General features: G+C 61.8%; 26 protein-coding genes. 8 read left to right on the top strand and 18 right to left on the bottom strand.

What is annotated here, in order from left to right; translation table 11 throughout:
* The first annotated feature begins 12 nt into the window (after window positions 1-12).
* The gene (locus tag ACFQ6Y_RS26955; RefSeq protein ID WP_378639342.1) at window positions 13-2,070 is read left to right on the top strand and encodes a neutral/alkaline ceramidase; all 2,058 of its coding nucleotides are present in this window, start codon (window positions 13-15) and stop codon (window positions 2,068-2,070) included.
* Between the two features lie 81 nt (window positions 2,071-2,151).
* On the opposite strand, the gene ACFQ6Y_RS26950 is transcribed toward ACFQ6Y_RS26955, so the two are convergent.
* Window positions 2,152-3,348 (bottom strand): MFS transporter, encoded by a 1,197-nt coding sequence (locus ACFQ6Y_RS26950; protein WP_378546489.1) that lies wholly within the window; start codon window positions 3,346-3,348, stop codon window positions 2,152-2,154.
* A 143-nt stretch (window positions 3,349-3,491) separates the two neighbouring features.
* Between ACFQ6Y_RS26950 and ACFQ6Y_RS26945 the strand changes: the two genes are divergently transcribed.
* Window positions 3,492-3,938: a MarR family winged helix-turn-helix transcriptional regulator gene (locus ACFQ6Y_RS26945; RefSeq protein WP_003945852.1), complete on the top strand. Its 447-nt coding sequence runs from the start codon at window positions 3,492-3,494 to the stop codon at window positions 3,936-3,938.
* On the opposite strand, the gene thrS is transcribed toward ACFQ6Y_RS26945, so the two are convergent.
* Entirely contained in the window at window positions 3,935-5,152 is a 1,218-nt protein-coding gene (gene thrS / locus ACFQ6Y_RS26940) for a threonine--tRNA ligase (RefSeq protein ID WP_378639339.1), read from the bottom strand. The two genes, ACFQ6Y_RS26945 and thrS, sit on opposite strands and share 4 nt — an antisense overlap.
* Before the next feature lie 330 nt (window positions 5,153-5,482).
* Here thrS and ACFQ6Y_RS26935 point away from each other — a divergent pair, with 330 nt between their 5' ends.
* Window positions 5,483-6,757 (top strand): DUF445 domain-containing protein, encoded by a 1,275-nt coding sequence (locus tag ACFQ6Y_RS26935; RefSeq protein WP_007734105.1) that lies wholly within the window; start codon window positions 5,483-5,485, stop codon window positions 6,755-6,757.
* A 2-nt stretch (window positions 6,758-6,759) separates the two neighbouring features.
* Window positions 6,760-7,584 (top strand): Abi-alpha family protein, encoded by an 825-nt coding sequence (locus tag ACFQ6Y_RS26930; RefSeq protein WP_378535071.1) that lies wholly within the window; start codon window positions 6,760-6,762, stop codon window positions 7,582-7,584.
* A 66-nt stretch (window positions 7,585-7,650) separates the two neighbouring features.
* On the opposite strand, the gene hsaB is transcribed toward ACFQ6Y_RS26930, so the two are convergent.
* From hsaB to hsaA, 4 genes are read right to left on the bottom strand one after another with little or no spacing between them, the layout of a single operon-like run.
* Complete coding sequence (gene hsaB, locus ACFQ6Y_RS26925; protein WP_003945677.1) at window positions 7,651-8,235, bottom strand: 3-hydroxy-9,10-secoandrosta-1,3,5(10)-triene-9,17-dione monooxygenase reductase subunit; 585 nt, start codon at window positions 8,233-8,235, stop codon at window positions 7,651-7,653.
* On the bottom strand, window positions 8,232-9,134 hold the full coding sequence (gene hsaC, locus ACFQ6Y_RS26920) for an iron-dependent extradiol dioxygenase HsaC (RefSeq protein WP_003945585.1): 903 nt from the start codon (window positions 9,132-9,134) through the stop codon (window positions 8,232-8,234). Before hsaC ends, hsaB begins: the two co-directional genes overlap by 4 nt.
* Entirely contained in the window at window positions 9,134-10,012 is an 879-nt protein-coding gene (gene hsaD, locus ACFQ6Y_RS26915) for a 4,5:9,10-diseco-3-hydroxy-5,9,17-trioxoandrosta-1(10),2-diene-4-oate hydrolase (protein ID WP_378448260.1), read from the bottom strand. Before hsaD ends, hsaC begins: the two co-directional genes overlap by 1 nt.
* A 10-nt stretch (window positions 10,013-10,022) precedes the next feature.
* The gene (hsaA, locus tag ACFQ6Y_RS26910; protein WP_039973406.1) at window positions 10,023-11,198 is read right to left on the bottom strand and encodes a 3-hydroxy-9,10-secoandrosta-1,3,5(10)-triene-9,17-dione monooxygenase oxygenase subunit; all 1,176 of its coding nucleotides are present in this window, start codon (window positions 11,196-11,198) and stop codon (window positions 10,023-10,025) included.
* A 195-nt stretch (window positions 11,199-11,393) separates the two neighbouring features.
* Here hsaA and ACFQ6Y_RS26905 point away from each other — a divergent pair, with 195 nt between their 5' ends.
* A complete protein-coding gene (locus ACFQ6Y_RS26905) occupies window positions 11,394-12,554 on the top strand; it encodes a Rieske 2Fe-2S domain-containing protein (protein WP_003945847.1) in 1,161 nt (386 codons plus the stop codon).
* Window positions 12,555-12,556: 2 nt separating this feature from the next.
* Window positions 12,557-12,928, top strand: coding sequence for a hypothetical protein (locus tag ACFQ6Y_RS26900; RefSeq protein ID WP_007734099.1), 372 nt, complete (start codon window positions 12,557-12,559; stop codon window positions 12,926-12,928).
* 73 nt (window positions 12,929-13,001) lie between these two features.
* Here ACFQ6Y_RS26900 and ACFQ6Y_RS26895 read toward each other — a convergent pair whose 3' ends face one another.
* From ACFQ6Y_RS26895 to ACFQ6Y_RS26870, 6 genes are all read right to left on the bottom strand, one after another.
* Entirely contained in the window at window positions 13,002-13,835 is an 834-nt protein-coding gene (locus tag ACFQ6Y_RS26895) for a hypothetical protein (protein WP_378639336.1), read from the bottom strand.
* Between the two features lie 196 nt (window positions 13,836-14,031).
* Entirely contained in the window at window positions 14,032-14,658 is a 627-nt protein-coding gene (locus tag ACFQ6Y_RS26890) for a TetR/AcrR family transcriptional regulator (RefSeq protein WP_095970934.1), read from the bottom strand.
* Between the two features lie 74 nt (window positions 14,659-14,732).
* A complete protein-coding gene (locus ACFQ6Y_RS26885; protein WP_378639330.1) occupies window positions 14,733-15,989 on the bottom strand; it encodes an NAD(P)/FAD-dependent oxidoreductase in 1,257 nt (418 codons plus the stop codon).
* On the bottom strand, window positions 15,989-16,180 hold the full coding sequence (locus tag ACFQ6Y_RS26880) for a rubredoxin (protein WP_050655879.1): 192 nt from the start codon (window positions 16,178-16,180) through the stop codon (window positions 15,989-15,991). The genes ACFQ6Y_RS26885 and ACFQ6Y_RS26880 overlap by 1 nt, the downstream gene beginning before the upstream one ends.
* Before the next feature lie 30 nt (window positions 16,181-16,210).
* Entirely contained in the window at window positions 16,211-16,381 is a 171-nt protein-coding gene (locus tag ACFQ6Y_RS26875) for a rubredoxin (RefSeq protein ID WP_007734092.1), read from the bottom strand.
* A complete protein-coding gene (locus ACFQ6Y_RS26870; RefSeq protein WP_003945652.1) occupies window positions 16,378-17,553 on the bottom strand; it encodes an alkane 1-monooxygenase in 1,176 nt (391 codons plus the stop codon). Before ACFQ6Y_RS26870 ends, ACFQ6Y_RS26875 begins: the two co-directional genes overlap by 4 nt.
* A 221-nt stretch (window positions 17,554-17,774) precedes the next feature.
* On the opposite strand from ACFQ6Y_RS26870, the gene ACFQ6Y_RS26865 reads away from it, so the two are divergent.
* Together ACFQ6Y_RS26865 and ACFQ6Y_RS26860 are read left to right on the top strand one after the other, a co-directional pair.
* Window positions 17,775-18,227, top strand: a complete 453-nt coding sequence (locus tag ACFQ6Y_RS26865; RefSeq protein WP_214886866.1) for an HIT family protein — start codon at window positions 17,775-17,777, stop codon at window positions 18,225-18,227.
* A gap of 139 nt (window positions 18,228-18,366) precedes the next feature.
* Window positions 18,367-19,974 carry an FAD-dependent monooxygenase gene (locus tag ACFQ6Y_RS26860; RefSeq protein WP_378639603.1) on the top strand — a complete coding sequence of 536 codons (1,608 nt, stop codon included), beginning with the start codon at window positions 18,367-18,369 and terminating at the stop codon, window positions 19,972-19,974.
* Here ACFQ6Y_RS26860 and ACFQ6Y_RS26855 read toward each other — a convergent pair.
* The 6 genes from ACFQ6Y_RS26855 to ACFQ6Y_RS26830 are packed head-to-tail and all read right to left on the bottom strand — an operon-like array spanning window position 19,961 to window position 25,539.
* Window positions 19,961-20,440 (bottom strand): VOC family protein, encoded by a 480-nt coding sequence (locus ACFQ6Y_RS26855; RefSeq protein WP_378639324.1) that lies wholly within the window; start codon window positions 20,438-20,440, stop codon window positions 19,961-19,963. The two genes, ACFQ6Y_RS26860 and ACFQ6Y_RS26855, sit on opposite strands and share 14 nt — an antisense overlap.
* 4 nt (window positions 20,441-20,444) lie before the next feature.
* The gene (locus tag ACFQ6Y_RS26850) at window positions 20,445-21,197 is read right to left on the bottom strand and encodes an SDR family NAD(P)-dependent oxidoreductase (RefSeq protein WP_378639319.1); all 753 of its coding nucleotides are present in this window, start codon (window positions 21,195-21,197) and stop codon (window positions 20,445-20,447) included.
* Between the two features lie 3 nt (window positions 21,198-21,200).
* On the bottom strand, window positions 21,201-22,235 hold the full coding sequence (dmpG, locus tag ACFQ6Y_RS26845; protein WP_378639600.1) for a 4-hydroxy-2-oxovalerate aldolase: 1,035 nt from the start codon (window positions 22,233-22,235) through the stop codon (window positions 21,201-21,203).
* Window positions 22,236-22,240: 5 nt separating this feature from the next.
* Window positions 22,241-23,143, bottom strand: a complete 903-nt coding sequence (locus tag ACFQ6Y_RS26840) for an acetaldehyde dehydrogenase (acetylating) (RefSeq protein WP_007734082.1) — start codon at window positions 23,141-23,143, stop codon at window positions 22,241-22,243.
* Window positions 23,144-23,151: 8 nt separating this feature from the next.
* Window positions 23,152-23,937: a 2-keto-4-pentenoate hydratase gene (locus tag ACFQ6Y_RS26835; protein ID WP_378535056.1), complete on the bottom strand. Its 786-nt coding sequence runs from the start codon at window positions 23,935-23,937 to the stop codon at window positions 23,152-23,154.
* Window positions 23,938-23,940: 3 nt separating this feature from the next.
* On the bottom strand, window positions 23,941-25,539 hold the full coding sequence (locus tag ACFQ6Y_RS26830) for an FAD-binding protein (RefSeq protein WP_378639315.1): 1,599 nt from the start codon (window positions 25,537-25,539) through the stop codon (window positions 23,941-23,943).
* Window positions 25,540-25,642 lie beyond the last annotated feature (103 nt).

The raw sequence follows: 25,642 nt of genomic DNA, 5'->3' as shown, positions 1-25,642 counted from the left end.
GAAAGGACACTCGTGCAGATCACCCGACGCACCGTACTGGCAGGCGCTGCCGCCGCACCTGCGCTCGCCGCTCTGTCGACGAACCAGGCCGTCGCAGCTTCGCCGGCACGCTCCGTTTCACCCGCACGCACCGACAAGTCGTCGGCGTCACTGCAGGTGGGCGTCGGAATTTCCGATGTGACCGGACCCGTCGCCGAAGTCGGCATGATGGGCTACTCGAGCTTCGATCAACGCGCCGAAGGCCTGCACCAGCGAATGCGCGCACGCGCCTTCATCTTCGAGTCCGGCGCGTCGCGGGTCGTCTATGTCTGCGTCGACAACTGCATGATCTTCCAGTCCGTTCACGACGAGGTCCTGCGCCGACTGGCCGGGAGGTTCGGTGACATCTACACCGAGCGCAACGTCATGTTGACGGCCATTCATTCACACGCGGCGTGTGGTGGGGCCTCGCACAACTACGCGTACAACCTCGCGGTTCTCGGATTCGAACTGCAAGTGTTCGAAGCCGAGGTCAACGGCATGGTCGAGGCGATCAGCGCTGCGCACGAGAACCTGGCGCCTGGCACGGTTCGCTTCGGCCGTTCCGATCTCACCGATGCCAGCGTCAACCGCTCGCGAGTGGCGTTCGACCTCAATCCTGAAGAGGACAAGGCCTACTACCCCGGCGGCAACGATCACCATATGCGTGTCATGCGGATCAGCCGGGGCAGCAAGGACATCGGAGCGATCAACTGGTTCGCCACCCACTGCGCCTCGCTCACGAACGAGAACCATCTCATCTCCGGGGACAACAAGGGCGCCGCGGCGTACTTCTGGGAGCACGACGACCAGGGCGTGCGCTACCTCGACGGCGACACCAGCTTCATTGCTGCGTTTCCGCAGACCAACAGCGGCGACATGTCACCCAACCTCTTCCTCGAGCCTGGACGCGGACCGACCGAAGACGAATTCGAGAATGCGCGCATCATCGGACTCCGCCAGGTAGCGGCAGCTCAAACTGCCTTCGATACGGCCTCCGACACCGTCACCGGTGGCGTCGACAGTCGGATCATGTACCTGGACATGGCAAATCAGGTGGTGAGCGGAAGATTCACTCCGGACGGGCGCGAGCACCGCACCGCTCCGGCCGCGATCGGCGCGGCAATGAGCGCCGGAAGCGTCGAGGACGGACCGGCAATCCCGATCTTCCCCGAGGGCACCCGAAACCCCATGATCGACGCCTTGGGCGGTATGGACGCTCCTGTGCCTCAATGGCTTCAGGATGCACAGGCCCCCAAACTCGTAGTCGTTCCGGTCGGCCTGCTGCCACCGGGCGGATGGGTGCCGAACGTACTCAAGATCCAGATCCTGCGGATCGGCCAGTTCTACATCGTCGGTGGCCCTGCGGAATTCACCATCGTCTCCGGTTTACGAGTGCGTCGAACCGTCGCCGAGGAGCTTGGGGTTCCCCTCGAGAACGTCATCTTCCAGGGGTACGCGAACTCTTACTCGAGCTACTGCACCACACCACAGGAATACGATTCGCAGCAGTACGAGGGCGGTTCGACGATGTTCGGCCGTTACACGCTGCCGGCCTATCAGCAGGGGTACTCCGCTCTCGCAGCCGCGATGCGCGACGGCACCGAACCTCCTCGCGGCCCCGCGCCCGCCGACCTGTCCGGGTTCCAACCCAGCTTCGGACCCGGCGTCGACTTCGACGAGCCTTTGCCGGGAACACAATTCGGCGATGCAACCGTCCAGCCCGGCGACACCTCACCGGGTGGGCAAGTTGCCGTCGAGTTCGTCACCGGCCACCCCAAGAACGACACTCACCGAAACGGGACCTTCTACGAGATCCAGCGCAATACCGGCGGATCCTGGACGCGCGTGGCCGACGACAACGACTGGTCCACCAAACTGCACTGGCGCCGGGTCGGGAGCAACGGCTCCGTCGTGCGCATCACGTGGGATGTTCCGGCCGAAACTCCGGCGGGTACGTATCGAGTCCAACACTTCGGCGCATCGAAGGCTCGGGGCAGCGGCGCGATCACGCCCTTCTCCGGGGTGACGGCCGAATTCCGCCTCACCTGACCCGCGTGAACGTATCGCTCCCCTTGTTGGACAAGGGGAGCGATACGTTCACGCGATGGGGTCAGAGCGCGGTGGCCAGGTTCAGGCGGCGCTCGGGTGCAGCGAGGTGCTCGGAGCCTGCTGCTCTGACGCTGCCGGGCGGTCGATCTTCGCCGCGACGATCAAGACCAGCAGACCGGCGACGGTGACTGCCGCTCCCATCCAGATCGGGGAGGTGAACCCGAGTCCCGCGGCGATGGTGATTCCGCCCAGCCACGCACCGAGCGCGTTGCCGACATTGAAGGCGGCAATGTTTGCACCTGAGGCCATGGTCGGTGCTGCCGACGCGTAGTTCATGATCCGCATCTGCAAACCGGGAACCGTCGCAAAACCAAAGGCGCCCATGAAGAACAGCGAGATCACGGTCATGACCTTGCTCTCAGCGGTGGCGGCGAACACGATCAGAACGACGGTCAGGATCGCGAGAATCCAGACCAGTGCCTTCGTCAGCGAGCGGTCGGCAGCCTTGGCGCCGAGGAAGTTACCGACGAACAGGCCCGAGCCGAAGAGGATGAGCAGCCACGGAACGCTGGACGTCGCGAATCCCGTTACCTCGGTGAGGGTGAAGGCGATGTAGGTGAAGGCTCCGAACATTCCACCGTAGCCGAGGATGGTGATGGCGATCGAGAGCCAAACCTGCTTGTTGCGGAACGCCCCCAACTCTCCGCGCAATCCGCCGCCGGTCGTGCTGGCGGGCGTCGTCGGGACAAGTGCTGCAATTCCGATCAGGGCGATGACGCCGATGACGGTGATGGCCCAGAACGTCGAGCGCCATCCGAGTTGCTGGCCCAGCAGCGTGCCGAACGGAACGCCGAGAACATTGGCGATGGTCAGGCCCGCGAACATCATCGCGATGGCGCCGGCGCGCTTGTTGGGAGCGACCATGTCGGCGGCAACCACCGAACCGATTCCGAAGAACGCACCGTGGCACAGTGCCGCGACGATGCGTCCGCCCATCATGACCTCGTAGGAGGGAGCGAGCGCGGACATCAGGTTGCCGATGATGAACAGCACCATGAGCGAGAGAAGGACCTTCTTGCGCTCGAAGCGGGTGACGGCAGCGGTCAGGAGGATCGCGCCGATCGCCACCGACAGTGCGTAGCCCGAGATCAGGTAGCCAGCGACGGACTCGGTGACCTCGAAGTCGGCCGAGACCTCGGGCAGGAGGCCCATGATGACAAATTCGGTGAGGCCGATCCCGAACCCGCCCATAGCGAGGGCAATGAGACCCAATGGCATCTCGATGTTCCTTTCACAGATTTACGCGTAAGCCGTTAGCGGGCGTGTGCATTAGTTGCAGGCGCGCTATAAATAGTTGCACGCGCGCGCTACATGCGCAAGCTGGTAACCTGGAGCCGCAGGAAACGGACAAGGAGAATCACATGGGGATCGCCGACGACGCCGTCGAAATCCGTTCGCAAGGGTGGCGCACGCTCGCAGCACTGCACGGCGCACTCGACACCGAACTGGAACGCGCGCTCCAGCGTGAGCACAAACTGTCCGTCGTCGAATACACCGTCCTCGACGCGTTGAGCCGCCAGGACGGCTGGCACATGCGCATGGCCCAACTGGCTCGCGCTGCCGCACTGAGCAGCAGCGCCACGACGCGCTTGGTCAATCGACTCGAAGATCGAGGACTACTGACGCGCATCCTGTGCGCCGACGACCGTCGAGGCATCTACACGGAGTTGACGCCGGCCGGCCGCGAGCTTCTCGAAAGCGCACGGCCGACACACGACGCCACCCTCGAAGCCGCACTCGACGAGGCATGCAAGACACCCGAACTCGCGCCATTGGTGCGCGCCCTCCACGAGCTTCCCGTCGGCTAGAAAGCTGCCGGAAGCAGGGCACGCGCTTTGATGTCCGAGACCACCTGAGCGACAAACACACCCGCGTCGACGACCGCCCGCCCACCACGCGCGGGGACCAGAACGTCGACGGCACCGCCGTGCACCTCGTTGTCCCCGATCACCGCGATGTACGGGTCACGGTGAGTGCGTGCCTCGCGGATGCGACGTCCCAACGATCCGTCAGGCGCGATCGCCACTCGAACATCGCGAGCCTCGAGATCGGCCCGCAAACACTCGGCCTCAACCTGGTGCCGGTCGCCGACAGGCAGGATCGAGACTTGGTTGGGTGCCAGCCATGGCGGCATCCGCCCTTCGAACCTTTCGATCAAGAGCGCAGTCATGCGTTCCATCGACCCAAGCAAGCCCCGATGGATCATGACGGGGCGAGCCTTGGATCCGTCTTCCGCGGTGTACTCGAGGTCGAACCGTTCCGGCTGATTGAAGTCGAGTTGGACGGTCGAGAGTGTTTCCTCACGGCCGTGCGCGTCTCGCACTTGGACGTCGATCTTGGGACCGTAGAACGCCGCCTCCCCCTTCGCTTCCACATACTCGATCGAGCGCGCCTTCAGTGCTCCGCGAAGTTGATCCTCGGCGTCGGCCCACTGCTCGTCGGTGCCGAGGTACTGCCCGGTCCCTCTGATCGAGAGTCGGTACCCCCGTTCGGCAATCCCCAGAGTCGAGTAGCAGTCCTCGATCGCGTCGAGCACGACGATCACTTCCGATCGAATCTGCTCGCGACTGCAGAAGACGTGTGCGTCGTCGAGATTGATCTGTCTGACGCGGTTCAGTCCACTGAGAACTCCCGAGAGTTCACTACGGAACATCGAGCCGAGTTCACGAACGCGGAAAGGTAACTCGCGATAACTACGACCGCGAGCGGCGAATATCTGGGCGTGATGAGGACAGTTAGCCGGACGAAGGAGAAATGACTCTCCGCCTATCTTCATTTCAGGGAACATGTCGTCCGAGAACTTGGACCAATGCCCAGATCTCTCGTACAACTCTTTCTTCGCCATAACGGGGGTATAGACACCCCGGCATCCGGATCGCGCTGCTTGTTCGGCGGCGAACTTTTCGAGTTCGTTCCTGATGATCGCGCCGTCCGGTAACCAGAGTGGGAGGCCTGCTCCGACTATGGGGGTGGTGGCGAAAAACTCCAGCTCGCGCCCGAGTTCGCGGTGGTCAACGCTCATGAGAGCTCTCCAAATCGTTCAAGGGGAGACGCACACGGAGCGAAGAAACAAGAAAACCCCGGGGCGATAACTCCCGGGGCTGAAAGGGTTCGGTCAGCAGTTGCTAAACGATGCGCCGGAAGAGAACCGGCGTCGTCGTGCTGTGCGCAATACTGACCATGTACGCGAGGTTACATCAACTTCCTACCCACCTACAGCCCGAATTGTCGGGCCTCTATGCTGACGCAACTGGGAAGGCGCAGCAGTAGCCAACGAAACACCCACGAAGAGCGAAGTTTCGGCAATCATGTCCGAACGTGAGGTTCTCGGATATGAGGAGGATGTGCGACGGTGCCGGACCACTTGCTCGAACAGTTGATCACCATTCCTTTGTTCACGGGAATCATCGGGTACATCACCAATTGGTCGGGCGTCCTGATGCTTTTTGCGCCGATCAACTTCCACGGGATCAAAGTGCCCGGCCTCAAACTGCTCTTCCCGTTCCTCCCCCGGCGCGTCCAGGTGATCCCGGCGATCACGAGCGACGGCCGATTCGGCTGGCAAGGCATCGTCCCCTCGCGGGCGGAGAAGATGGCGTCGATCGCCGTCGACAAATCCCTCGCGAAAGTCGGCAGCATCGCCGACTTCTACCGCGTTCTGGACCCGGACAGCATCGCCGAGCACTTGGTGAACATCTCCCGCAGTGAAGTGCGCGGCGTGGTCACCAGAATCATGACGGCCGAGAATCCTCAGCTCTGGCACAACCTTCCGACGTCGGTGAAGGAAGCCGTCTTCCGCAAAGTGGAGGACGATCTGCCGGCCAGCGTGCGCATGATCACCGACCGCATCGAAGAGGACATCGACGAGTTCATCGACGCGAAGCTGATGGTGATCCGCTACCTCTCTTCGCACCCCAAACTGCTCAACGACATCTTCCGCACGATGGGCAACAAAGAGCTCAGGTTCATGCAGAACTTCGGCTTCTACTTCGGCTTCCCGATGGGCTTCGTACTCGTCGGGATCCTCCACCTGGTTCCGCAGTGGTGGGTGCTTCCCATCGGCGGTGTGATCATCGGATACATCGTGAACTACCTCGGCATCACGATGATCTTCGAACCGATCACCCCCAGCCGTTGGGTGCCGTGGAGACAGGGACTCTTCCTGAAACGCCGCACCGAGATCATCGCCGGGTACGCAAAAACCCTCGCCGATCACGTCGTGACGCTCGAGAACATCGGCACCGAACTCCTCGAAGGTCCCCGCTCGGACCGAACGCGGCGGATGCTCGATCAGGTACTGCGCGAATCCGTCGACGACGCAGCCGGCTGGGCAAAGTCGGTGGTCAAGATGACCGTCGGTTCGCAGAGCTACAAGCGTCTGCCCGGACTGGCCACCACCGAAGTGCTCGACTTGTACCCAAGGGTCTTCGAGGACGCGGAGTTCGCCGAGAACCAGTCGGAGAAGATTCGTGTCTTCGTCACCGAACGCATGAGCATCCTTTCACCGGAAGATTTCAGCGAACTACTACGCTCAGCCGTCAAACAGGACGAGTGGCTGTTGTTCGTACACGGGGCCGTGCTGGGCTCGTTTGCCGGTTTCCTACACCTCGCAATATTCGGAGTATGAGCATGAGTGAGCACGACCATCGCATGATCGTCGAAGCGGAATCGTACGACTGGGCTGCGGACATCGCGCCGGTCGAATCCGTCGAAAAGCGTCTGATCCGTAGCCTTGTCGGGCTTACCGCCACGACGACGCTCACGTCGATCAAGCTGACGGGTTGGGCTTTCGGAACGGCGAAGGAGGCGACGCGGCAGATCGTTCAGGCCGCCGCCGAAGCCGCGGCAGAGGCTGCAGAATCCGCCAACGTGCAATCCGAACGTCGGGCTGAGAACACCAACGGAGACGGCTCGCGGACCGAGAACCTACGGGCAGCAATGGCAACTCGCACCAATCGCAAACAGAGCGTCGAGGCCACACTCGCGGCGCTGCGGGCACGTGGTGACAGGTTGCTGGATCGTTCCGCGGACGTGACCGATCGCGACGATCTGCACCCGGCTTACGACCGGATCCTCGACGAGATCGCACCAGACGAAGCTCGAATTCTTCGGCTGTTGGCCACCTCCGGCGCACAACCGAGCGTCGACGTGCGCACGGCGCGGCCGTTCGGAGTCGGCTCGGAGATGATCGACGAGGGTCTGTCGATGATCGGAGAACTGGCGGGATGTCGACATCTGGACCGCATCAGCGCCTACCTGAACAACCTGCATCGGCTCGGTTTGGTGGCGTTCTCACGAGAGCCCGTCGAGGCCGACCGGTACCAGGTGGTCGAGGTGCAGCCGTCGGTGATCGAGGCGGTCAAACGTGCAGGACGATCCAACAGAATTGTGCGTCGTAGCATCCTGTTGACGCCGTTCGGTGACGACTTCTGTCATACCTGTTTTTCGCTGTAGGGCCTCCGGCCCCGTGAGTGGTCAAGGAGCCCCTGGACTCCTTAACCACTCACGGGGGCTTGCCCCCTACAGCCAGGTATCTTCCGTCGTGGTCGTCAGGAACGCTTCCAGATCGTCACGCCAGGTAGCCGGAACAGTCTTGTCCGGCTCGATGCCCGTGTACTGCCCGCGGTAGAAGAGCAGCGGGCGTTCGGTCTTGATCTCACTCATCGACGACACCCGACCGAAGACGACGTAGTGATCGCCGCCGTCGTGGACGGTTTCGACTGTGCAGTCGATGTGGGCAAGCGACTTGTCGATGATCGGTGAGCCCAGAGGTGATGGCGTCCAATCGATGCCGGCGAACTTGTCCGGCTCACGCGACCCGAAACGAGCACACACCGCCTGCTGTTCCTCCGCCAACACGTTGACGGCGAACTTCCCGGTCCGCTCGATTGCCGCCCACGACCGAGACCCCTTGGTGGGGCAGAACAACACCAAAGGCGGGTCGAGTGACAGGGCGGCGAAAGACTGACACGCGAACCCGACTGGTTCACCGTCGTCGACTGTCGTGATGATGGTGATACCCGTACAGAACTGCCCGAGAACCGTGCGGAACTGGCGTGGATCGATCGCCTGCTCCGCGCTCACCGACGCGTCGGGCGAACTCACGGCTTCATTCCCACCGTGAAGTCGTGACCCCACAGGCTCACGGCCGTGCTTTCCCTCGCGATCCAGTTTTCGTCCTCGACCTCTAGCCCCTCACAACCGAATTCGATGTCGAACCCGCCCGGAGTCTTCATGTAGAACGAGAGCATCTCGTCGTTGACGTGGCGACCGAGAGTCGCCGACATCTTGACCTTCTTGCGCAATGCCCGGTCGAGGCACAGTCCGACGTCGTCGGAGTTCTCCACCTCGAGCATCAAATGCACGATGCCCGTCGGGTTGGGCAACGGCAGGAACGCCAAGCTGTGGTGACGCGGGTTGCAGCCGAGGAACCTCAGCCACGCCGGGTCGCCGTCCGCGGGCCGCCCGACCATCTGCGGAGGCAGACGCATCGAGTCGCGAAGCTTGAATCCGAGTACGTCGCGGTAGAACCGGAGCGAAGCATCGTCGTCGTCGGTGGTGAGCACAACGTGGCCGAGCCCCTGCTCCCCCGTCACGAACCTGTGCCCGTACGGGCTCACGATCCGGCGGTGTTCGAGAGCAGCACCGTGGAACACCTCGAGGGAGTTACCCGAGGTGTCCTCGAACGCGATCATCTCGACGACGCGACGGTCCTTGAGCTGCTCCGCCGTGCCTTCCTTGAACGGAACACCGGCCGCCGACAACCTGTCACGGATATCCTGCAGCTCAGCCGCATTCGCGGTTTCCCACCCGGAGACGAGCAGACGGTCGGTGTCGTTCGGAACGATGACAAGACGCGCCGGGAAGTCGTCCATACGCAGATACAGCGATTCCGCGTCGACGCCCTTGCCCTCGATCATTCCGAGGATCTTGAGTCCGTATTCGCGCCACGCAGCCATGTCGGTGGCCCCGATGCGCATGTACGCCAGAGATCGAATACCCATCATTTACCTCCGTCGAGCAGGAAGTCGGTTGCTAGCCGGTTGAATTCGTCGAACTTCTCGAGCTGCGCCCAGTGACCGCAACCGCCGAAGACGTGGAGCTGCGCGCGCGGGATCATCTTGAGCGCAACCAGCGCGCCGTCGAGGGGGTTGACCCGGTCCTCACGGCCCCAGATCAGCAACACACGCTGCCGAAGCTTGTACGCCTCGCGCCAGAGCATGCCGAGCTCGAAGTCACCGCTGGAGAAGGACTTACCCATCGCCTTGGCCGCAGCCAGCGACTCGGGAGTGCTGGCGGCAGCAAAACGTTCGTCGACGAGTTCCGGCGTGATCAGCTTCTGATCGAAGACCATGATCCGCAGGAATGCTTCGAGGTTCTCACGTGTGGGCTGGTAGCTGAACTTCCCGAGGTTCTTGACGCCCTCGGTGGGGTCCGGCGCAAACAGGTTGACACTCAGACCGCCGGGGCCCATCAGAACGAGGCGACCGGCGCGATCCGGGTAGTCGAGCGCAAAGCGAACGGCAGCTCCACCGCCGAGCGAATTGCCCAGCAGATCAACGCGACCGGTGATCTCGAGCGTGTCCAGGAGATCGTTGAGCGCCGACGCACTGTGCACGAAGTACTGCGGGTGGTCCGTCGGCTTGTCGGACTGCCCGTAGCCCGGCTGATCGACCGCGATGACGTGAAAGTTCTTCGCCAACACCGGAATGTTGCGGGCGAAGTTCGACCACGACGACGCACCTGGGCCACCGCCGTGCAGCAGCACGATGGTCTTGTCGTTGCCGACGCCCGCCTCGTGGAAATGCAGTTTCAGATCGGGGCGCACTTGCGCGAACCGCGAAGTGGACTCGTAGGTGAGGGCTTCTTCGGTGGTTGTCACGGAGCCTCCTCTAGACCATCGTGTCGGTGATCGGCAGACCGAATTCGCCGGTTCCGAACATGACGTATGCGCGTTCGGGATCGTTGGCGGCGTGGACGCGACCAGCGTGAGCATCGCGCCAGAAACGCTGGATAGGAGTGCCGTTCTGCAGCGCCGTGGCGCCGGAGTTCTCGAAGAGCTTGTCGATCGAGGCGATCGCGCGGCCCGTGGCGCGCACCTGGTCACGTCGAGCGCGCAGCCGCAGTTCCATCGGAACCTCTTCGCCCGCAAGGATCAACGCGTACTCGTCGGCGACGTTGCCGGAGAGCTGACGCCACGCGGCGTCGATGTCGCTGGACGCCTCGGCGATGCGCACCTTGGCAAACGGATCGTCCTTCGACTTCTCGCCGGCGAACGCAGCGCGCACACGCTTGCCCTGGTGCTCGACGTGCGCTTCGTAAGCTCCGTAAGCCATTCCGACGATCGGTGCCGAGATCGTCGTGGGGTGAATGGTTCCCCACGGCATCTTGTAGACCGGCGCGGTGTTGTTCTCGAGGCCCGGGGCGGTCAGTTCGCTCATCGCCCGGAAGCTCAGAACGCGATGCTTGGGAACAAAAACATCCTTGACCACAACGGTATTGGAGCCGGTTCCACGCAGACCGACCACATTCCACACGTCGTCGATCTGGTAGTCCTCGCGAGGAATCAGGTAGCTCACGAAATCGACTGCGCGGCCGTCTTTGAACACCGGACCACCGAGAACGGCCCAGCTGGCATGGTCACAACCCGAGGACCACGCCCACGCACCGTTGACCTTGTATCCGCCCTCGACTACTTCACCCATACCCATCGGGGCGTAAGAGGACGAGATGCGAACGTCAGTGTCGTTGCCCCACACGTCTTCCTGCGCCTGCTGAGAGAAGAGGGCGAGGTGCCAGTTGTGTACCCCGATGATCGAGGAGACCCACCCTGTGGAACCACACGCGCTGGCGATCTTCTTGACCGCGGAGTAGAACAGCACCGGATCGGCTTCGTATCCGCCCCACTGCTTCGGCTGCAGCAAGCGGAAGAAGCCTGTTTCCTGAAGAGCCTTGATGGACTCGTCGGGGATACGACGCAGATCCTCGGTCTCCTGTGCGCGCTCGCGCAGTGCCGGCAGTAGTGCGTCGAGCCTCTGCATCACCTCGTGGCTGTCATGGTTACCCACTTCGACGCTCCCGTCTTCCTCGATCGGTTGGTTCACTTACACTTGAGACTAGAACACGTTCTCTTTTCTGTCGAGACGCTGACAAAGGTCCCGTTTGTGGCCGCAATGCTGTAACAAGTGCCCCCAAAATCTGGCGGAACCGGATCGAGTTCTATAACGTGTTCTACTAACAGCTAGAAGGGATGTGAGGTCACAATGGCGCAGATTCGCGAGATCGACGTCGGAACGGTGCAAACTCGTTTCGCCCGCGGTTGGCACTGCCTGGGTCTACTGAAGACCTTCAAGGACGGCAAACCGCACGCGATCGAGGCTTTCGGTACGAAGCTCGTGGTGTTCGCCGACAGCAAGGGCGACATCAAAGTTCTCGACGGATACTGCCGTCATATGGGTGGTGACCTCACACAAGGCGAGGTCAAGGGCGATTCCATCGCCTGCCCCTTCCACGACTGGCGCTGGGGCGGCAACGGCAAGTGCACCGGCATTCCTTATGCCCGCCGCGTGCCTCCGCTCGCACGCACCCGCGCGTGGACGACCCTCGAGCAGAACGGTCAGCTCTTCGTCTGGAACGACCCCGAGGGCAATCCGCCGCCCGAAGAGATCGTGATTCCTCGTATCGAGGGTGCGTACAGCGACGAATGGACCGACTGGACCTGGAACTCCATGGTCATCGAGGGGTCCAACTGCCGCGAGATCATCGACAACGTGGTCGACATGGCGCACTTCTACTACATCCACTACGCCTTCCCGACGTACTTCAAGAACGTCTTCGAAGGTGAGATCGCCACTCAGTACCTCAACACCACGGGCCGTCCCGACATCGGAATGGCCTCCCAGTACGGCGGCGACACGCTGCTTCGCTCCGAAGCTGCGTATTACGGACCGTCGTACATGGTCAATCCCCTGTGGAACAGCTACAGCGGATACGAGGTCGAGAGTGTTCTGATCAACTGCCACTACCCGATCAGCCCGGACTCGTTCGTGCTGCAGTGGGGCGTGACGGTGAAGAAGCCGACGGGTGTCTCCGACGAGATGGCCGACAAGTTGGCCGGCAAGTTCACCGAGGGCATCAGCGAGGGATTCCTGCAGGACGTCGCGATCTGGAAGAACAAGACCAAGATCGAGAATCCCCTTCTCTGCGAAGAAGACGGCCCCGTCTACCAGCTACGACGCTGGTACGAGCAGTTCTACGTGGACAAGGCCGACGTCACCGAGAAGATGACGCAGCGCTTCGAGTTCGAGGTGGACACCACCAAGGCAAACGAAGCCTGGCACGCCGAGGTCGAGGAAAACCTCGCACGCCAGAAGGCCGAGAAGGAAGCTGCAGCAGAAGCGGCAAAGAAGGAAGCAGAGGTCTAGTCGTGAGCGCCTCGATCGGAACCGACGCACGGTGGGCTCGTTGGGCCAAGGCACCGGACTTTGCCGGGCAAACGGAACGGCTCGAGGCGATCGCGGCCCAGACGATCGAGGACAAGCACGAATACCTCGACTCGGGTCTGCAGGAAGTCGACTGCAAGGCATGCGGCGCGTGCGTACTGGTTCGCAAGAACACGTACAAACACACCAGCGTGCAGTGGACTTCCGACCCGGCGCTGCGTTGCCACACCTTCAAAGAGGCCATTGCTTCCGGACAGTCGACGGCGTTGAAAGACGGTTGCCCGAAACTGCACGACAGCATCGCCGACGCAGTAAGGGACGGCACCATCACGGTGCGTGATCCCGAGGTCAGCTGACCTGATTGTGCAGAACGAGGGCCGACCCACCACGGGTCGGCCCTCGTTGTGCGTTCCGGCAACTGTGCGTCTGTCAGGCAGGCGGTCGCACTTTCCGTGCAGCCACCGCATAGACGTCGCTCGACGTGGTGAGCGAGTTCTTTCCGCTGACTGCCGGCACTCCCCCACGGAGATTCACCGCCCAGTTGAGCGCACCCAGTGGTCCGCATCCGCTAGCCCCCGGCGCCGCAAACGCAGCATCCGAATGTGGGACTGCCGGAAACACTGCACCCGGGAAATCACCGATGGGTTCCGATGGCGGGTTGCCTGTTGTCGTCAGGTGAAGGTTGATCGGATTCGAGATCGAACCGATGTAGCAATCGTCGCCCAGCAACGGATTCGACAGTTTCAAGCGGACCGGCATCGTGAGTTCCTGCTCGAGGACCTTCAGATCCGGGACTCCCACCGATTCGACTGTCGCGCTGATCTGAGTCAATCCGAGCGGAGTATCGATCCCGAGCGCACCCCCTGGCACCGAAATCGCGTTGGAATAGACCCCGTTGGACCCGTCCTGCTTGGCGACGAAGGTCTCGACGAAACTGTTGTCGGGCTGGATCGCGTATTTCACCCCGCCCGCAACCTTGAGACTGCCGTCCGGGATCGGCACCGAAAGTGCACCCAATTTCATGGTCCCTCCCCGCACCACGACGGTGGCGCACGTCGTCACCTCGAGATCCTCGATCGGGCACGTGCCCCAACCGTCGAAGGTCAACGGATCAATCTCCGGCGCACTGGAGGAACCGAGTGATCCTCCCCCGGAGGACCCTGACGAGGATTCGTCGGCGACTGCCACACCTGCCCCGGCCATGACAAACCATGCAACTACCACAACGGTCGACAACACTCGAGATTTATTGCGGCTCTTCATCTTCGAATTCCTCCATCGTCGACGGAACTTCACGAGAGCCACCCCTGCGGATCGCACCTCGATCTACGCCCGGCACGCTACCGAGAAGTGAGACGCGGATTCACACATAACGGCGATATTTCCCACCAAAGAACTACGGCGATCACGCTCGATCGAACTTCCGTCCTAGCTCGGAAACCGTATCGATCCCGTTGGCTCAGTTCGGTTCGACTGCTCCCGAACCGATGACCTGATCGAGGAACGGCCCGAACATCTCCCCCAGGTTCTCGGCGATCTGATCGGGAGTACCGAAGGACAACGTCACGTGACTGATCGCGAGACGCACTATCGTGCTGCCGAACATCTCGGCATGGACGCGGTCGACGTTCGCCCAACTGGTCATGAAGATCTCGGCCAACCTCGCGCTCGCATGTTCGAGCAGCGGAGTCCCGTCGGTGGTGACCAGGCTCAGCAGGTCATGTTGCGGACGAGGACCGACAATGCTGACCACCATCGGATCCCGGGCACCGGCGTCGAAAAAGGCACGGAAGGCTGCCGAGACCGCGCCCCGCGGATCCGAATGATGCAGCGTTACTTCACGTTCCACTTCTTCGAGAAACTCGTCGACAAACCGGATGAGGTATCCGGACGCCAACCCCTGCCGGGACGTGAACTCCTTGTACAACGTCTGCCGGCTCATACCCGCAGCTTCCGCGATATGCGCCATGGTGATGTCGTTCCACGATTTCTCGGTCAAGAGTTCGCGTGTGGCGTCGAGCGCTGACGCACGGAGGAGTTGACGAGCTGCCTCGTGGTACGGGACACGGGCACGAGCGGTGGACATATCGGGAAGATTTCCATCGCCCGTGCTCGGTGTCAAAACGGTGGACACGCATGCCACAGAAGTCACGAGTGCACTCAGAGCACCGGTGAGGCGACAAGACCCGCCGCAAGTTCGGTCAGATCCCTGTTTGTATCGGCGAGTACGTCGGCGCTGATGTCCGGGGAGCGTTCGATAAGGGTTCGGACGGCACGAATGTCCTTCGGCCGGCCCACGCTCACAGCACCGACGATATTTCCGTCGCGCATGCAGATCGCAGTGAAGTCATAGGAGTCCAAGTCTCCTCGAACAATCACGGTGTCTTCCGCGCCTGGCCAACCCGCTACTTGAATGTTGCGGCCGAATTGGTTCGACCAACTCCAAGGGACGGATTCGAAGGGTTCTTCCTTCCCGACGATGGTCTTGGCAACTGCAACTGCGTGGTCCTGCGCGGTGTTCCAGTGCTCACCACGGTGCATGCCGCCGAGAAAACCGTTGGGCACGTTGGCCACATCGCCGATCGCGTACAAATCAACGACGGAGGTCCGGAGGTATCGGTCTACCGAAATCCCGTTGTCCACCGCAATACCCGCAGCAGCAGCCACATCGGTATCGGGCAAGGATCCGATTGCGACGACGGCCAAGTCCGCTGTCCACTCGCGTCCGTCACGCGCGCGTGCGGTGACACCGTCGGCACCTGTCGTCAGCGTCTCGAGGTCGACTCCCGTCTGCAATTCGACGCCTGCCAAGGCGTGCAGCGCGGCGATCTTCTCCGCTATCGACGGTGGAAGCAGCCTGGACAGGGGCAGCGGTTGCGCTTCGAGAACCTGCACACTGCAACCCAAGTCGCGTGCCGTTGACGCCACCTCCGATCCGATCAAGCCACCGCCGACCACCAAAAGCGAGGATCCTTCGATCAGCTGGGATTGCAAGCGTCGCATGTCTGCGATATCTCGAAGATAGTGAACGCGCTCGGAATCTTCCGCGGCCAACCGTCGGGACCGTCCACCCGTGGCAAGAATCAGAACGTCGTAGTCGATGCTGTCACCGTCGGCTAAAAGTACTGTGCGGGAATCTGTGTCGATACTCGTGACAGTTGCGCCGATCCGAAGATCGATACCCTGCTCGTTCCAGAAAGTCGACGGCCGCAACCGAACCCGATCGAACGACGCTTTCCCGGACAGTAGCTCCTTCGACAGCGCCGGGCGGCGGTACGGCTCCTCAGGTTCGCTGCCGATCAGGATGATGCTGCCGCCGAACCCTTCCTTGCGCAGGGCCTGCGCGGCACCGGAACCGGCGATGCCCGTGCCCACGATCACGACGGTGCGTGTGTCGGGCTCGCTGACCGCTGTCATCAGCGGTTCACCTCCACCATTTCGAAATCGACTTTGGCGGCACCACAATCAGGGCAGGACCAGTCTTCGGGAATCTCGTCCCAGCGAGTACCCGGCTCGATACCGTCGTCGGGCCAGCCGATCGCTTCGTCGTATTCGAACCCGCACTGGAGGCAGCGGAACAATTTGTAAGCAGTGGCAGTCTCGGACATCGGTTTTCCTTTCACCGGTGGGTATTTCGATCAGGATTGCGTGACGAGGGTGAAGTCGACCTTCTCGCGGACACCGCAGTCGGGGCAGCACCAGTCGTCCGGAATGCTCGACCACGGTGTGCCGGGCGGAAAGCCTTCTCGCGCAGCACCTGTCGATTCGGTGTACGTGTAGTCGCAGATCGGGCAGATGTAGGCGTTCATGCGTTCACCCCGTAGGCCGCGAGGATCTTGGCCCGCTTCTTCGGCGCGATGTTGACCTGGGTGATGTCGCCTCGGTAGTGCTCGAGAACTCGGTGGTCCATCACCTTGCGCCACAGGGGCGGAACTGTGGCGAGCATGATCATGCTGGCGTAGCCGCTCGGGAGCTGAGGGGCCTCTTCCATACTGCGAAGCGCCTGGTAGCGCCGTGTCGGATTCGCATGATGATCGCTGTGCCGCTGCAAGTGATAAAGGAAGACGTTGGTGCAGATGCGATCACTGTTCCAGCTATGCGCCGGCGTGCATCGCTCGTACCGTCCGCTTGCGGTTTTCTGACGCAGGAGTCCGTAGTGCTCGAGGTAGTTGATCGCTTCGAGCAGCGAAAACCCGATGAACGCCTGGATCACGAGGTACGGCGCGATGCCGATCCCGAATACTGCAAGCGCGACACCGAACAGAACAACCGACATGAGCCAGGCGTTGAGCACGTCGTTCTTGATGCTCCAGTGCGTGGTGCCCAAACGCTCGAAGCGGGTCTTCTCGAGATGCCACGCCGACTTCAATCCCCCGCCGACGCTGCGCGGCCAGAAACCGTAGAGGGTCTCACCGAAGCGCGAGGTCGCCGGATCTTCCGGAGTCGACACTCGCACATGGTGGCCACGGTTGTGCTCGAGGTAGAAGTGACCGTAAGCGCTCTGCGCGAGAACGATTTTGGACAACCAGCGCTCGACGCTCTCCTTCTTGTGCCCGAGTTCGTGGGCTGTGTTGATGCCGATTCCGGCCGTCACACCGATCGTCACTGCGAGTCCGATATTGGAGAGAACGCTCAAATCCCAACGCGCCCAGATGTAGCAGGACAGGAAGAAGGCCGTGTACTGCAGCGGCAGATAGGCGTAGGTGCACCACCGGTAGAAGCGGTCGTTCTCGAGTTCGTCGATCACCTCGTCGGGCGGATTCTTCCCGTCCTCACCCGCCAGGATGTCGATGACGGGAATGAGAGCAAACGCGATCAGTGGGCCGGTCCACCAGAAGACATTCCATCCGGTGGCGGTAACAAGCCCCACGGCGATGAAAGTTGCCGATGACGGAATCAGCGCCAACAGCCACAAGTAGCGTTTCCGGTCTCTCCAAGTTGCGAGCCGACCATCTGGCTCGGTGTACACCAACGCCGCCATCGAATTCTCCAGTTCTCGTTCGGATCAGTGAGTGCGTCCTGTGCGGTAATCCGCGACACGAACAACATCTATGTATAGATAGTGGACAAACAAGGGTATTTTGTCAACGATTTTCAAGGTAAAACTTTTACAAACATGCTGATTTGTACATCTAGATGAACCCTCCGTTCGGGCTGATCGCAAATCTTCCGCCACCACGCCACACTCGGTACAAAAGTGGAATGGGGACGTCAGCATGCGCAATATGCGCCAAACACCAAGGAACAGGCCCGCTCGTCAGCCCCCGAATATTCGAGGACGACTTCGTCGTTGTCTCCCATCGGCCTCCTCAGCCAGACGGCCGTTCGGTTCCTGGATATGTGTTCGTCGAGACCCGTCGACACGTGTCCGGATTGCCTTCACTATCCGAACCTGAAGCACTCGCCATCGCACACGCGGTCTGGTGCGTCTCACGTGCCCTCGACTCGGAATTGACTCCAGAATTCGTGTTCTCCGCGATCGCCGGGCGAAGCGTCCCCCACTTTCATCAGCACGTTTTCGTCAGGCCCTTCGGCGCTCCGAGTTCAGTGAGTTGGAACGACGTCGATTCATGGGACGACGCGCCACGCGTCGACGAGGTCGAGCTCACGCTTCTGTGCAGGAGAATCGCGCTCGGCTTCGAAGCCGAGCAATAGCGCAAAACAGTCGGTGCGCGGACGGACAGTCGGCGCAAGATACAACCTCTCGATGTCCGATTTGCGCGAATTTCCCCAAAACAAAAGTTCGCTTACCCATACTGAAATGACCGACTGTCCCCGACGTGAGTGGGTCCTCATGGATACCGACGTATTGGTAGCGGGCGCCGGCCCGATCGGTTTGACCACCGCAATCGAGCTGCGCAGACGCGGTATCTCATGCCGAATAGTCGACCCGCTCGACGAACCGCGGCAATACGCGAAAGCCGTCGGGATTCAGCCACGCACTCTCGAACTCTTCGAGAACATGGGGGTGCTCCGCCAGGCACTCGACGCCTCGACATTGATGCGCGGTCAGATCATGTACACGAACGGCGTCGAGGTCGGCCGCGTCGACCTCACCCTCCCCGACGACGTTCCTTACTGGTTTCTCTGCCTGCCTCAGTACTCGACGGAGCGCATCCTCACCGAGCGCCTCACCGAGTTGGGAACAACCGTCGAACGCGGAGTCGGCCTCACTGCATTCGAACAGTCCGACGACGCCGTCACCTGCACCCTCAGCGACGGCAGCACTGTGACAGCCCGGTACCTGGTGGGTTCCGACGGCGCGCACAGCGTGGTCCGCAAAGGGCTGGGCCTGAGCTTCGTGGGCGGCGCGTTTGCCGAGAGCTACATGCTCGGCGACGTCGAAGTCGACTGGTCGATACCCAGCGGCTACTCCGTCCGCGCCAACCACACCGCCGACGACGGAACCACCGACGACCTACTCGTCTGCATCCCACTTCCCGGACACAAGCGGTACCGCATGTCGATGCTCGTTCCGGACGAGTTGATGCCGGACGAATCGTCGAACAAAGCCGCTGTACAACACGGTTTTTCAACCGGCAAGACACCTGAACTCCATCACATCCAGGCTGTGCTCGACAGACTGTCCCCAGAACCGACAACCGCCTCGATGCTGCGATGGTCCTCGGTCTTCCGCATCAGCCACCGCATCGTCGACGCTTACAGCCGCGGACGGGTTTTTGTCGCCGGCGACGCCGCGCACATCCATCCCCCGACTGGCGCGCAGGGCATGAACACCGGGATCCAGGACGCCCACAATCTTGCGTGGAAGATAGCGCTCGCCGTCAAAGGTGTTGCGAAAGCGGATCTTCTCGAGACCTACGACGCCGAAAGGCGGCCGGTCGGTGAAGAAGTCGTCGGGATGACGGTCCGAAATGCTCGAGAAGGAATCGGTTCGGGAGAGTCCTCCATCGACACGGCAATGCGGCGCCAGGCTCAATTGTTGATCGACTACTCGGAGAGTCCGCTGAACACCGGGCGTAATTCTTCGAGTCCACACGTTCAACCGGGCGAGCGTGCACCCGATGCACGCGGAATGCGCCGAGACGGTGTGCAGTATCCAATTCGGTTGTTCGACTTGCTGTCCGGAGTCGACCACACGTTACTGCTGACTTCGGACGGATCCGCGGAGAGCATCAACAGCTTGGAGAAGGTCGCCGACGCCGCAATTCGATCAGCGCACGGCTTGCTGGACGTCTACGCGATAGTGCCACCGGGAACCGTGACCGTCGACTCGCTGGTGCCGATCATCGAGGACAACGCCTCGCAACTGTGCGCCGCGTATGAGGTCGAAGGTACGGCGGCGCTGGTCATTCGCCCCGACGGCTACCTCGGATTCCGTGGTCACCCGGAGAACGTTTCCGATTACTTCACGAAAGTGTTTGCCGTCAATCAGGAATGAGCGAAGCGAACATCAACCGAATCTCGGGCGAGAGCTTCATCAACTCGACGTATCTACCCAACGGCCCGGCATCGAGGTAGGAGAACTCCATGCCGGCGCCCTCTACCCGACCTTGTTGCACCACCGACATTCCGCGACGCTCGGCCTCGAGCAACGTCGCCTCGTAATCGCCTGGAACCCAAGCCATGTGATGAACTCCGACGCCGTGAGTCTCCAGGAACTCCGTGTACAGGTTGCGTCCGGACACTGGTTGGATCAACTCGAGCTGTTGGCTGCCCGCATATCCGATCGACACGTGAACGACATAGTCCGCGGGCTCACCTCGATACGTTGTGGTCTCGGGACCAAAGGCGATGTCTGGCATACGTAGCCATCGCTCCACTCCCCACTGCCGAGTGAACTCCTGTTCGGCGGCCTCGATCTCCTCGACCACCCAGCAGATCTGGAAGATCGGTCCCGAGACCAACGGGTCATGCCATTTTTCCGTTGTCCACCGAGTAGACGGCCCCGTGTATCGCCGAGGCGTCGTCGGAGGCGACGAAAGCCACCATCTTCGCAACGTCCTCGGCTTCCATCAAGCCACGCGGCGAGGCAACCTTCATGACGAGGTCGAAGTCGACTCCGTCGGGGAAGGTGAATCCGGTGACTTGAGGAGTCATCATGCCGCCGGGGCAGATTGCGTTGACACGCAGAGACTTTCCGGTGAACTCCATCGCCATCGCTCGGGTCAGTCCGATGAGTCCGTGCTTGGCAGCGCAGTATCCAGCCGAGTACGCCTGCCCTTCCAGTCCCGCGATCGAGGAGACGTTGACGATGTTGCCGCCCCGTTCCAGCAAGTGCGGCAGTGCTGCGCGGGACAGGAAGAACGGTCCGTTCAGATTGACCGCAAGGTCATGTGCCCATTCGGAATCCGCAATATCCGCCGTATGACGAAGCGAGTGCGATCCCGCCACGTTGACGAGGATGTCGATACCACCGAGTTCGTCGACGCACGCCTGCACGGCCGCATCACACTGAGCGGAATCCGAGACGTCCGTCGCCGCGAAACGACGCTCTCCATCCGCGCCGACCACCTCGACCATCGACTGCCGCAGCTTTTCCTTGTCGCGGGCGATACCGAAAACCTTTGCGCCCCTGCGGTGGAGTATCTCGGTGACGGCGCGCCCCAACCCTGAGGACGCGCCGGTCACCAAGGCCACTTTTCCGGCCAGTACGTCTGCCATGACCTAGGAAGCCGCTGCTTCGCGCTGCAGTTCCAGCGCGATGTCGATCAACTGATCTTCCTGTCCGCCGACCAACTTGCGCTTACCTGCGCGCACCAACAGCTCCGCGGACGACACTCCGTACCGCTCGGCCTGACGCTCGGCATGCTTGAGGAAGCTCGAGTACACGCCGGCGTAGCCCATCATCAGTGCTTGACGATCGAGCAAGCATTCCTGCGGCATTGCCGGGCGCACAACGTCTTCGGCTGCATCGGCGATGGCGAAGAAGTCGATACCGGTCTTGACGCCGATCTTGTCGCAAACACCGACGAAGGCCTCGACCGGGGCGTTGCCGGCGCCGGCACCGAACCGACGGGTACTACCGTCGATCTGCTTGGCTCCCGCACGAACTGCCGCAATGGAATTGGCGACGCCCAGGCCCAGGTTCTCATGGCCGTGGAAGCCGACCTGAGCGTCGTTGCCGAGTTCCTGAACCAGCGCCTCGACGCGATCGGATACCTGCTCGAGTACCAGCGCGCCGGCCGAGTCGACCACGTACACACACTGGCAACCCGCGTCGGCCATGATGCGAGCCTGCTTGGCCAGCTTCTCCGGCGGAATCGAGTGAGCCATCATGAGGAATCCGACTGTTTCGAGTCCACGCTCACGCGCGAGGCCGAAGTGCTGGATGGATACGTCGGCCTCGGTGCAGTGAGTTGCGATACGGCAGATGGACGCACCGTTCTCCTGCGCGATGACGATGTCGTCCTTGATGCCCAACCCGGGCAGCATCAGGAAGGCGATCTTCGCGTTTGTCGCGGTCTCGACGGCAGCTTTGATGAGTTCCTGCTCGGGAGTCTTCGAGAAGCCGTAATTGAAGGAGGATCCGCCGAGACCGTCGCCGTGAGTGACCTCGATGACCGGCACTCCGGCTCCGTCGAGGGCACCGACGATGGCTCGTACTTCGTCGACGGTGAACTGATGACGCTTGTGGTGGGAGCCGTCGCGCAGCGACGTGTCGGTGACGCGGATGTCCCAGCTCGAATCGAAATGAATCATGTCGCTCACGCCTTCACACTCAGAAGCTTCTGGGCGATTTCCTCGCCCACCTTGGTGGCTGCTGCCGTCATGATGTCGAGGTTGCCCGCGTACGGCGGCAGGAAATCGCCTGCACCTTCGACCTCGACGAACGTGGTGACCGTGGCATAGCCACCGGAAACAACGCTCGGTTCGTCGAACTGAGGTTCGTTGAGCAACCGGTATCCCGGCACGTACTGCTGGATGTCCTTGACGACGCGGTGAATGGAGTCGGTGATCGCGGCCTGATCGGCGTCCTCGGGGATAGCGCAGAAGATGGTGTCGCGCATGATCATCGGCGGGTCCGCGGGGTTGAGGATGATGATCGCCTTACCACGCTGTGCGCCGCCGATGGTCTCGATACCGCGGCTGGTTGTCTTGGTGAACTCGTCGATGTTCGCGCGAGTTCCCGGGCCGGCGGACAACGATGCAACGGAGGCGACGATCTCGGCGTACGCCACGTCGACGACACGCGACACCGCATAGACGATCGGAATGGTTGCCTGCCCACCGCAGGTGATCATGTTGACGTTGGGTGCGTCCAGGTGCTCACGCAGGTTCGCGGGCGGAACCACAGCCGGGCCGACCGCGGCCGGAGTCAGGTCGACGGCACGGATACCGGCGGCCTCGTAGCGTGGTGCTGCCTCGCGGTGCACGTATGCCGACGTCGCCTCGAAGACCAGGTCCGGTTTCTCCGCCTGGTTCAGCAACCAGTCGACGCCCTCGGCGGAGGTCTCGAGTCCCATCTTGCGGGCGCGCGCCAATCCTTCACTCTCGGGATCGATTCCGATCATCCATCGCGGTTCGAGCCACTCGGAACGCTGCAGTTTGTACAACAGATCGGTACTGATGTTTCCCGATCCGACGATCGCCACACTTGCCTTGGTCATGACTACTCCTACGTGAACTGAAGAGAGACGGAACCGAGGCCGCTGAACTCGGCTCGGAAGTTGTCGCCTGGATGAGCGTCGATCGCTCGCGTGCACGAACCCGGCAGAACGATGTCGCCGGCCTTGAGCCGAACTCCGAACGTGTCGACCTTCTGCGCCAACCACGCGACAGCGGTGACCGGGTTACCGAGAACCGCATCGCTGCGCCCCTCCGCAATCCGCTCGCCGTTGCAGGTCAGCACCGCGTCGATCGCCTTGATGTCGATGTCCGACGGGCGAACTCGTTCCTTGCCGAGAATGAACCCAGCGGAGGACGCATTGTCCGCGATGGTGTCCGAGAGGCCGATCTTCCAGTCCTTGATCCGGCTGTCGATCAACTCGATGGACGGCGCATAGGCGACAGTGGCGTCGATGACGTCTTGTGCGGTGCACCCGGCGCCCGGCAGATCTGCTCCCAGAATGAAGGCGACCTCCACCTCGACGCGCGGGAAGCAGAAGCGCGACGTGTCGACCGGACGGTTCTCGAACTCTTCCATCTCGGCGAGCAGGTGACCGTAATCGGGCTCGTCGACGCCCATCATCTGCTGCATCGCCAGTGACGAGAGTCCGACCTTGTGTCCGACCACCTTTGCGCCACCGGCAACACGACGCCGAATGTTGATGAGCTGGATCTCGTAGGCGTCGACGACGTCTATTTCCGGATAGTCGGCGATCAGCGGGCTGATCGGAGCGCGATCCCGTTCCGCCGAATCGAGGTGGTCGGCAAGTTCGCCGCGGATCTGCGTCGAGAGCATCGTTCAGGCCTTTCCGACTGTGGAGAATGCGGCTGCGTGCTGACCGGCACGGCGGCCGGAGAATACGCAGTCGGCGAGCGACAAGCCGCTCACATACGAGTTGGAACAGATACCGACCGCGGTACGGCCGGCGGCATACAGACCAGGGATACCCTCCCCGGCCTCGTTTTTCACCATGCCGGACGATTCGTCGACCACCAATCCACCGAGCGTGAGCATCGGGCACGGATTCATCATGTTGGGCTTGATCGAGACGTCGTACATCGTGAACGGCGCAGACAGTATCGGCCTGACGAAGTCCGACGGTTTACCCATCGGATCAGGTTGTCCGGCAGCGGCAGCGGAGTTGTGCGCGTCGACTGTGGCCTGAAGGCCGGCGACGTCTATCCCCGCCTTGCGAGCGACCTCGGCAATCGTGTTGCCACGCACCGCGGTACGCATCATGCCGGTGGTCTGCACCCGCTGGAACCACATCGACTGGTCACTGATCTGCGACTTCGCTTCGCGAACAAGCTCGGAATCTGCCAGCAGCCAACCGATTCCGCTGCTCTTCTCCGCCATCGCCTGACCGAGAGCGGCACCGTACCGGGACTCGTCGACGATTCGCGCACCGGATTCCCCCACCAGAACGGAACCGAGAAAAGCACTCGGCGGGACGATGAATCGCCAGGCGGAAACATTGCCGAGCTTGTCGGTTGCGCCCCCGGCTTCGATACCGAGGTTGATGCCTTTGCCGTCGTCACCCGACGTGCCGAGCGGGATACCGCCCTTGTAGGCCGGGGCATGGGTGCGCATCATCTCGCGATTGGACACGAAGCCGCCGGCGCTGAGGATCACGCCGCCGCGTGCCTGGATGCGAATCCGCTTGGCGTGCTTCTTCTCGATCTTCGCGATGAGTGCGTCGAGAATCGTGCGCAACTGCGGCGCGTAGACGCCGGGCTTGGAGGACAGGGATCCGAGCGTCGCGTGACGGCGACGAACTCCGGCAGGTGCGTCACGAAGCGTCAGTGCTTCGACGCCGATCACCCGGCCGTCCTCGATGATCAGCCGATCCGCTCGCGTCTGGCCGAGAAGTTGGACACCCTTGGCCGCCGCGGACTTCGCGAGCGGGCTGTACAGCATCTTCCCCGACGTGCCACGCCCCTTGGCGCGATGACCGCGCGGAGCAGGTTTTGCTATGTCACGGAACCCGCCGGCCGATTCGCTACCTGAGAAGTAGAGGTAGTGCTTGTTGCTCGGATACGACGTCTTGTACGGACAGAGTGAGGCCTCGAACGGTACTCCGTGACTGCGCAGCCAGTCGATCGACGCCGGACTCTCGTCGACGAACCGGCGCAGCGTCTGCGGCGTCACCGCGTCACCGACCTCGCGGTTCAGGTAGGCGAGCATGGCTTCGGGACTGTCCTCGACACCGGCTTCCTTTTGAATCACGGTGCCGCCGCCGGCGTAGTAGATTCCTCCGGAAATCGTGCTGGCACCACCACCGAGTGCTCGGTCGATTGCCAAAACCGACGAACCGGCCGCTACAGCTTCGAGCGCCGCACTGGCGCCCGCCACACCGAACCCGACCACAAGGACGTCAACCGAAGTATCCCAGGTCACACCGCACCATCCTCAATCTCACTGCAACGTGTTTCGTTATCAATGACAACGTCCGGAAATACTTCCTGGCAGAAAGCATGGACTGACACCCCCATCATTCTAT

It is taken from the genome of Rhodococcus sp. NPDC056516, from assembly GCF_042794655.1.
Lineage (GTDB): Bacteria > Actinomycetota > Actinomycetes > Mycobacteriales > Mycobacteriaceae > Rhodococcus_F.
This window is presented reverse-complemented; position numbering and strand designations above follow the sequence as displayed.

Bases quoted from the DNA above. Each gene is read 5' to 3' on its own strand.
- ACFQ6Y_RS26890 (WP_095970934.1), bottom strand. From the start codon at position 14,658: ATGTCCACCGCTCGTGCCCGTGTCCCGTACCACGAGGCAGCTCGTCAA.
- ACFQ6Y_RS26880 (WP_050655879.1), bottom strand. From the start codon at position 16,180: ATGTCCGAGACTGCCACTGCTTACAAATTGTTCCGCTGCCTCCAGTGC.
- ACFQ6Y_RS26905 (WP_003945847.1), top strand. From the start codon at position 11,394: ATGGCGCAGATTCGCGAGATCGACGTCGGAACGGTGCAAACTCGTTTC.
- ACFQ6Y_RS26885 (WP_378639330.1), bottom strand. From the start codon at position 15,989: ATGACAGCGGTCAGCGAGCCCGACACACGCACCGTCGTGATCGTGGGC.
- ACFQ6Y_RS26860 (WP_378639603.1), top strand. From the start codon at position 18,367: ATGGATACCGACGTATTGGTAGCGGGCGCCGGCCCGATCGGTTTGACC.
- ACFQ6Y_RS26835 (WP_378535056.1), bottom strand. From the start codon at position 23,937: ATGCTCTCGACGCAGATCCGCGGCGAACTTGCCGACCACCTCGATTCG.
- dmpG (WP_378639600.1), bottom strand. From the start codon at position 22,235: ATGATTCATTTCGATTCGAGCTGGGACATCCGCGTCACCGACACGTCG.
- hsaC (WP_003945585.1), bottom strand. From the start codon at position 9,134: ATGGGTATTCGATCTCTGGCGTACATGCGCATCGGGGCCACCGACATG.
- ACFQ6Y_RS26945 (WP_003945852.1), top strand. From the start codon at position 3,492: ATGGGGATCGCCGACGACGCCGTCGAAATCCGTTCGCAAGGGTGGCGC.
- ACFQ6Y_RS26850 (WP_378639319.1), bottom strand. From the start codon at position 21,197: ATGGCAGACGTACTGGCCGGAAAAGTGGCCTTGGTGACCGGCGCGTCC.
- ACFQ6Y_RS26875 (WP_007734092.1), bottom strand. From the start codon at position 16,381: ATGAACGCCTACATCTGCCCGATCTGCGACTACACGTACACCGAATCG.
- ACFQ6Y_RS26870 (WP_003945652.1), bottom strand. From the start codon at position 17,553: ATGGCGGCGTTGGTGTACACCGAGCCAGATGGTCGGCTCGCAACTTGG.
- ACFQ6Y_RS26930 (WP_378535071.1), top strand. From the start codon at position 6,760: ATGAGTGAGCACGACCATCGCATGATCGTCGAAGCGGAATCGTACGAC.
- thrS (WP_378639339.1), bottom strand. From the start codon at position 5,152: ATGAGCGTTGACCACCGCGAACTCGGGCGCGAGCTGGAGTTTTTCGCC.
- ACFQ6Y_RS26840 (WP_007734082.1), bottom strand. From the start codon at position 23,143: ATGACCAAGGCAAGTGTGGCGATCGTCGGATCGGGAAACATCAGTACC.
- ACFQ6Y_RS26895 (WP_378639336.1), bottom strand. From the start codon at position 13,835: ATGAAGAGCCGCAATAAATCTCGAGTGTTGTCGACCGTTGTGGTAGTT.
- ACFQ6Y_RS26950 (WP_378546489.1), bottom strand. From the start codon at position 3,348: ATGCCATTGGGTCTCATTGCCCTCGCTATGGGCGGGTTCGGGATCGGC.
- ACFQ6Y_RS26865 (WP_214886866.1), top strand. From the start codon at position 17,775: ATGGGGACGTCAGCATGCGCAATATGCGCCAAACACCAAGGAACAGGC.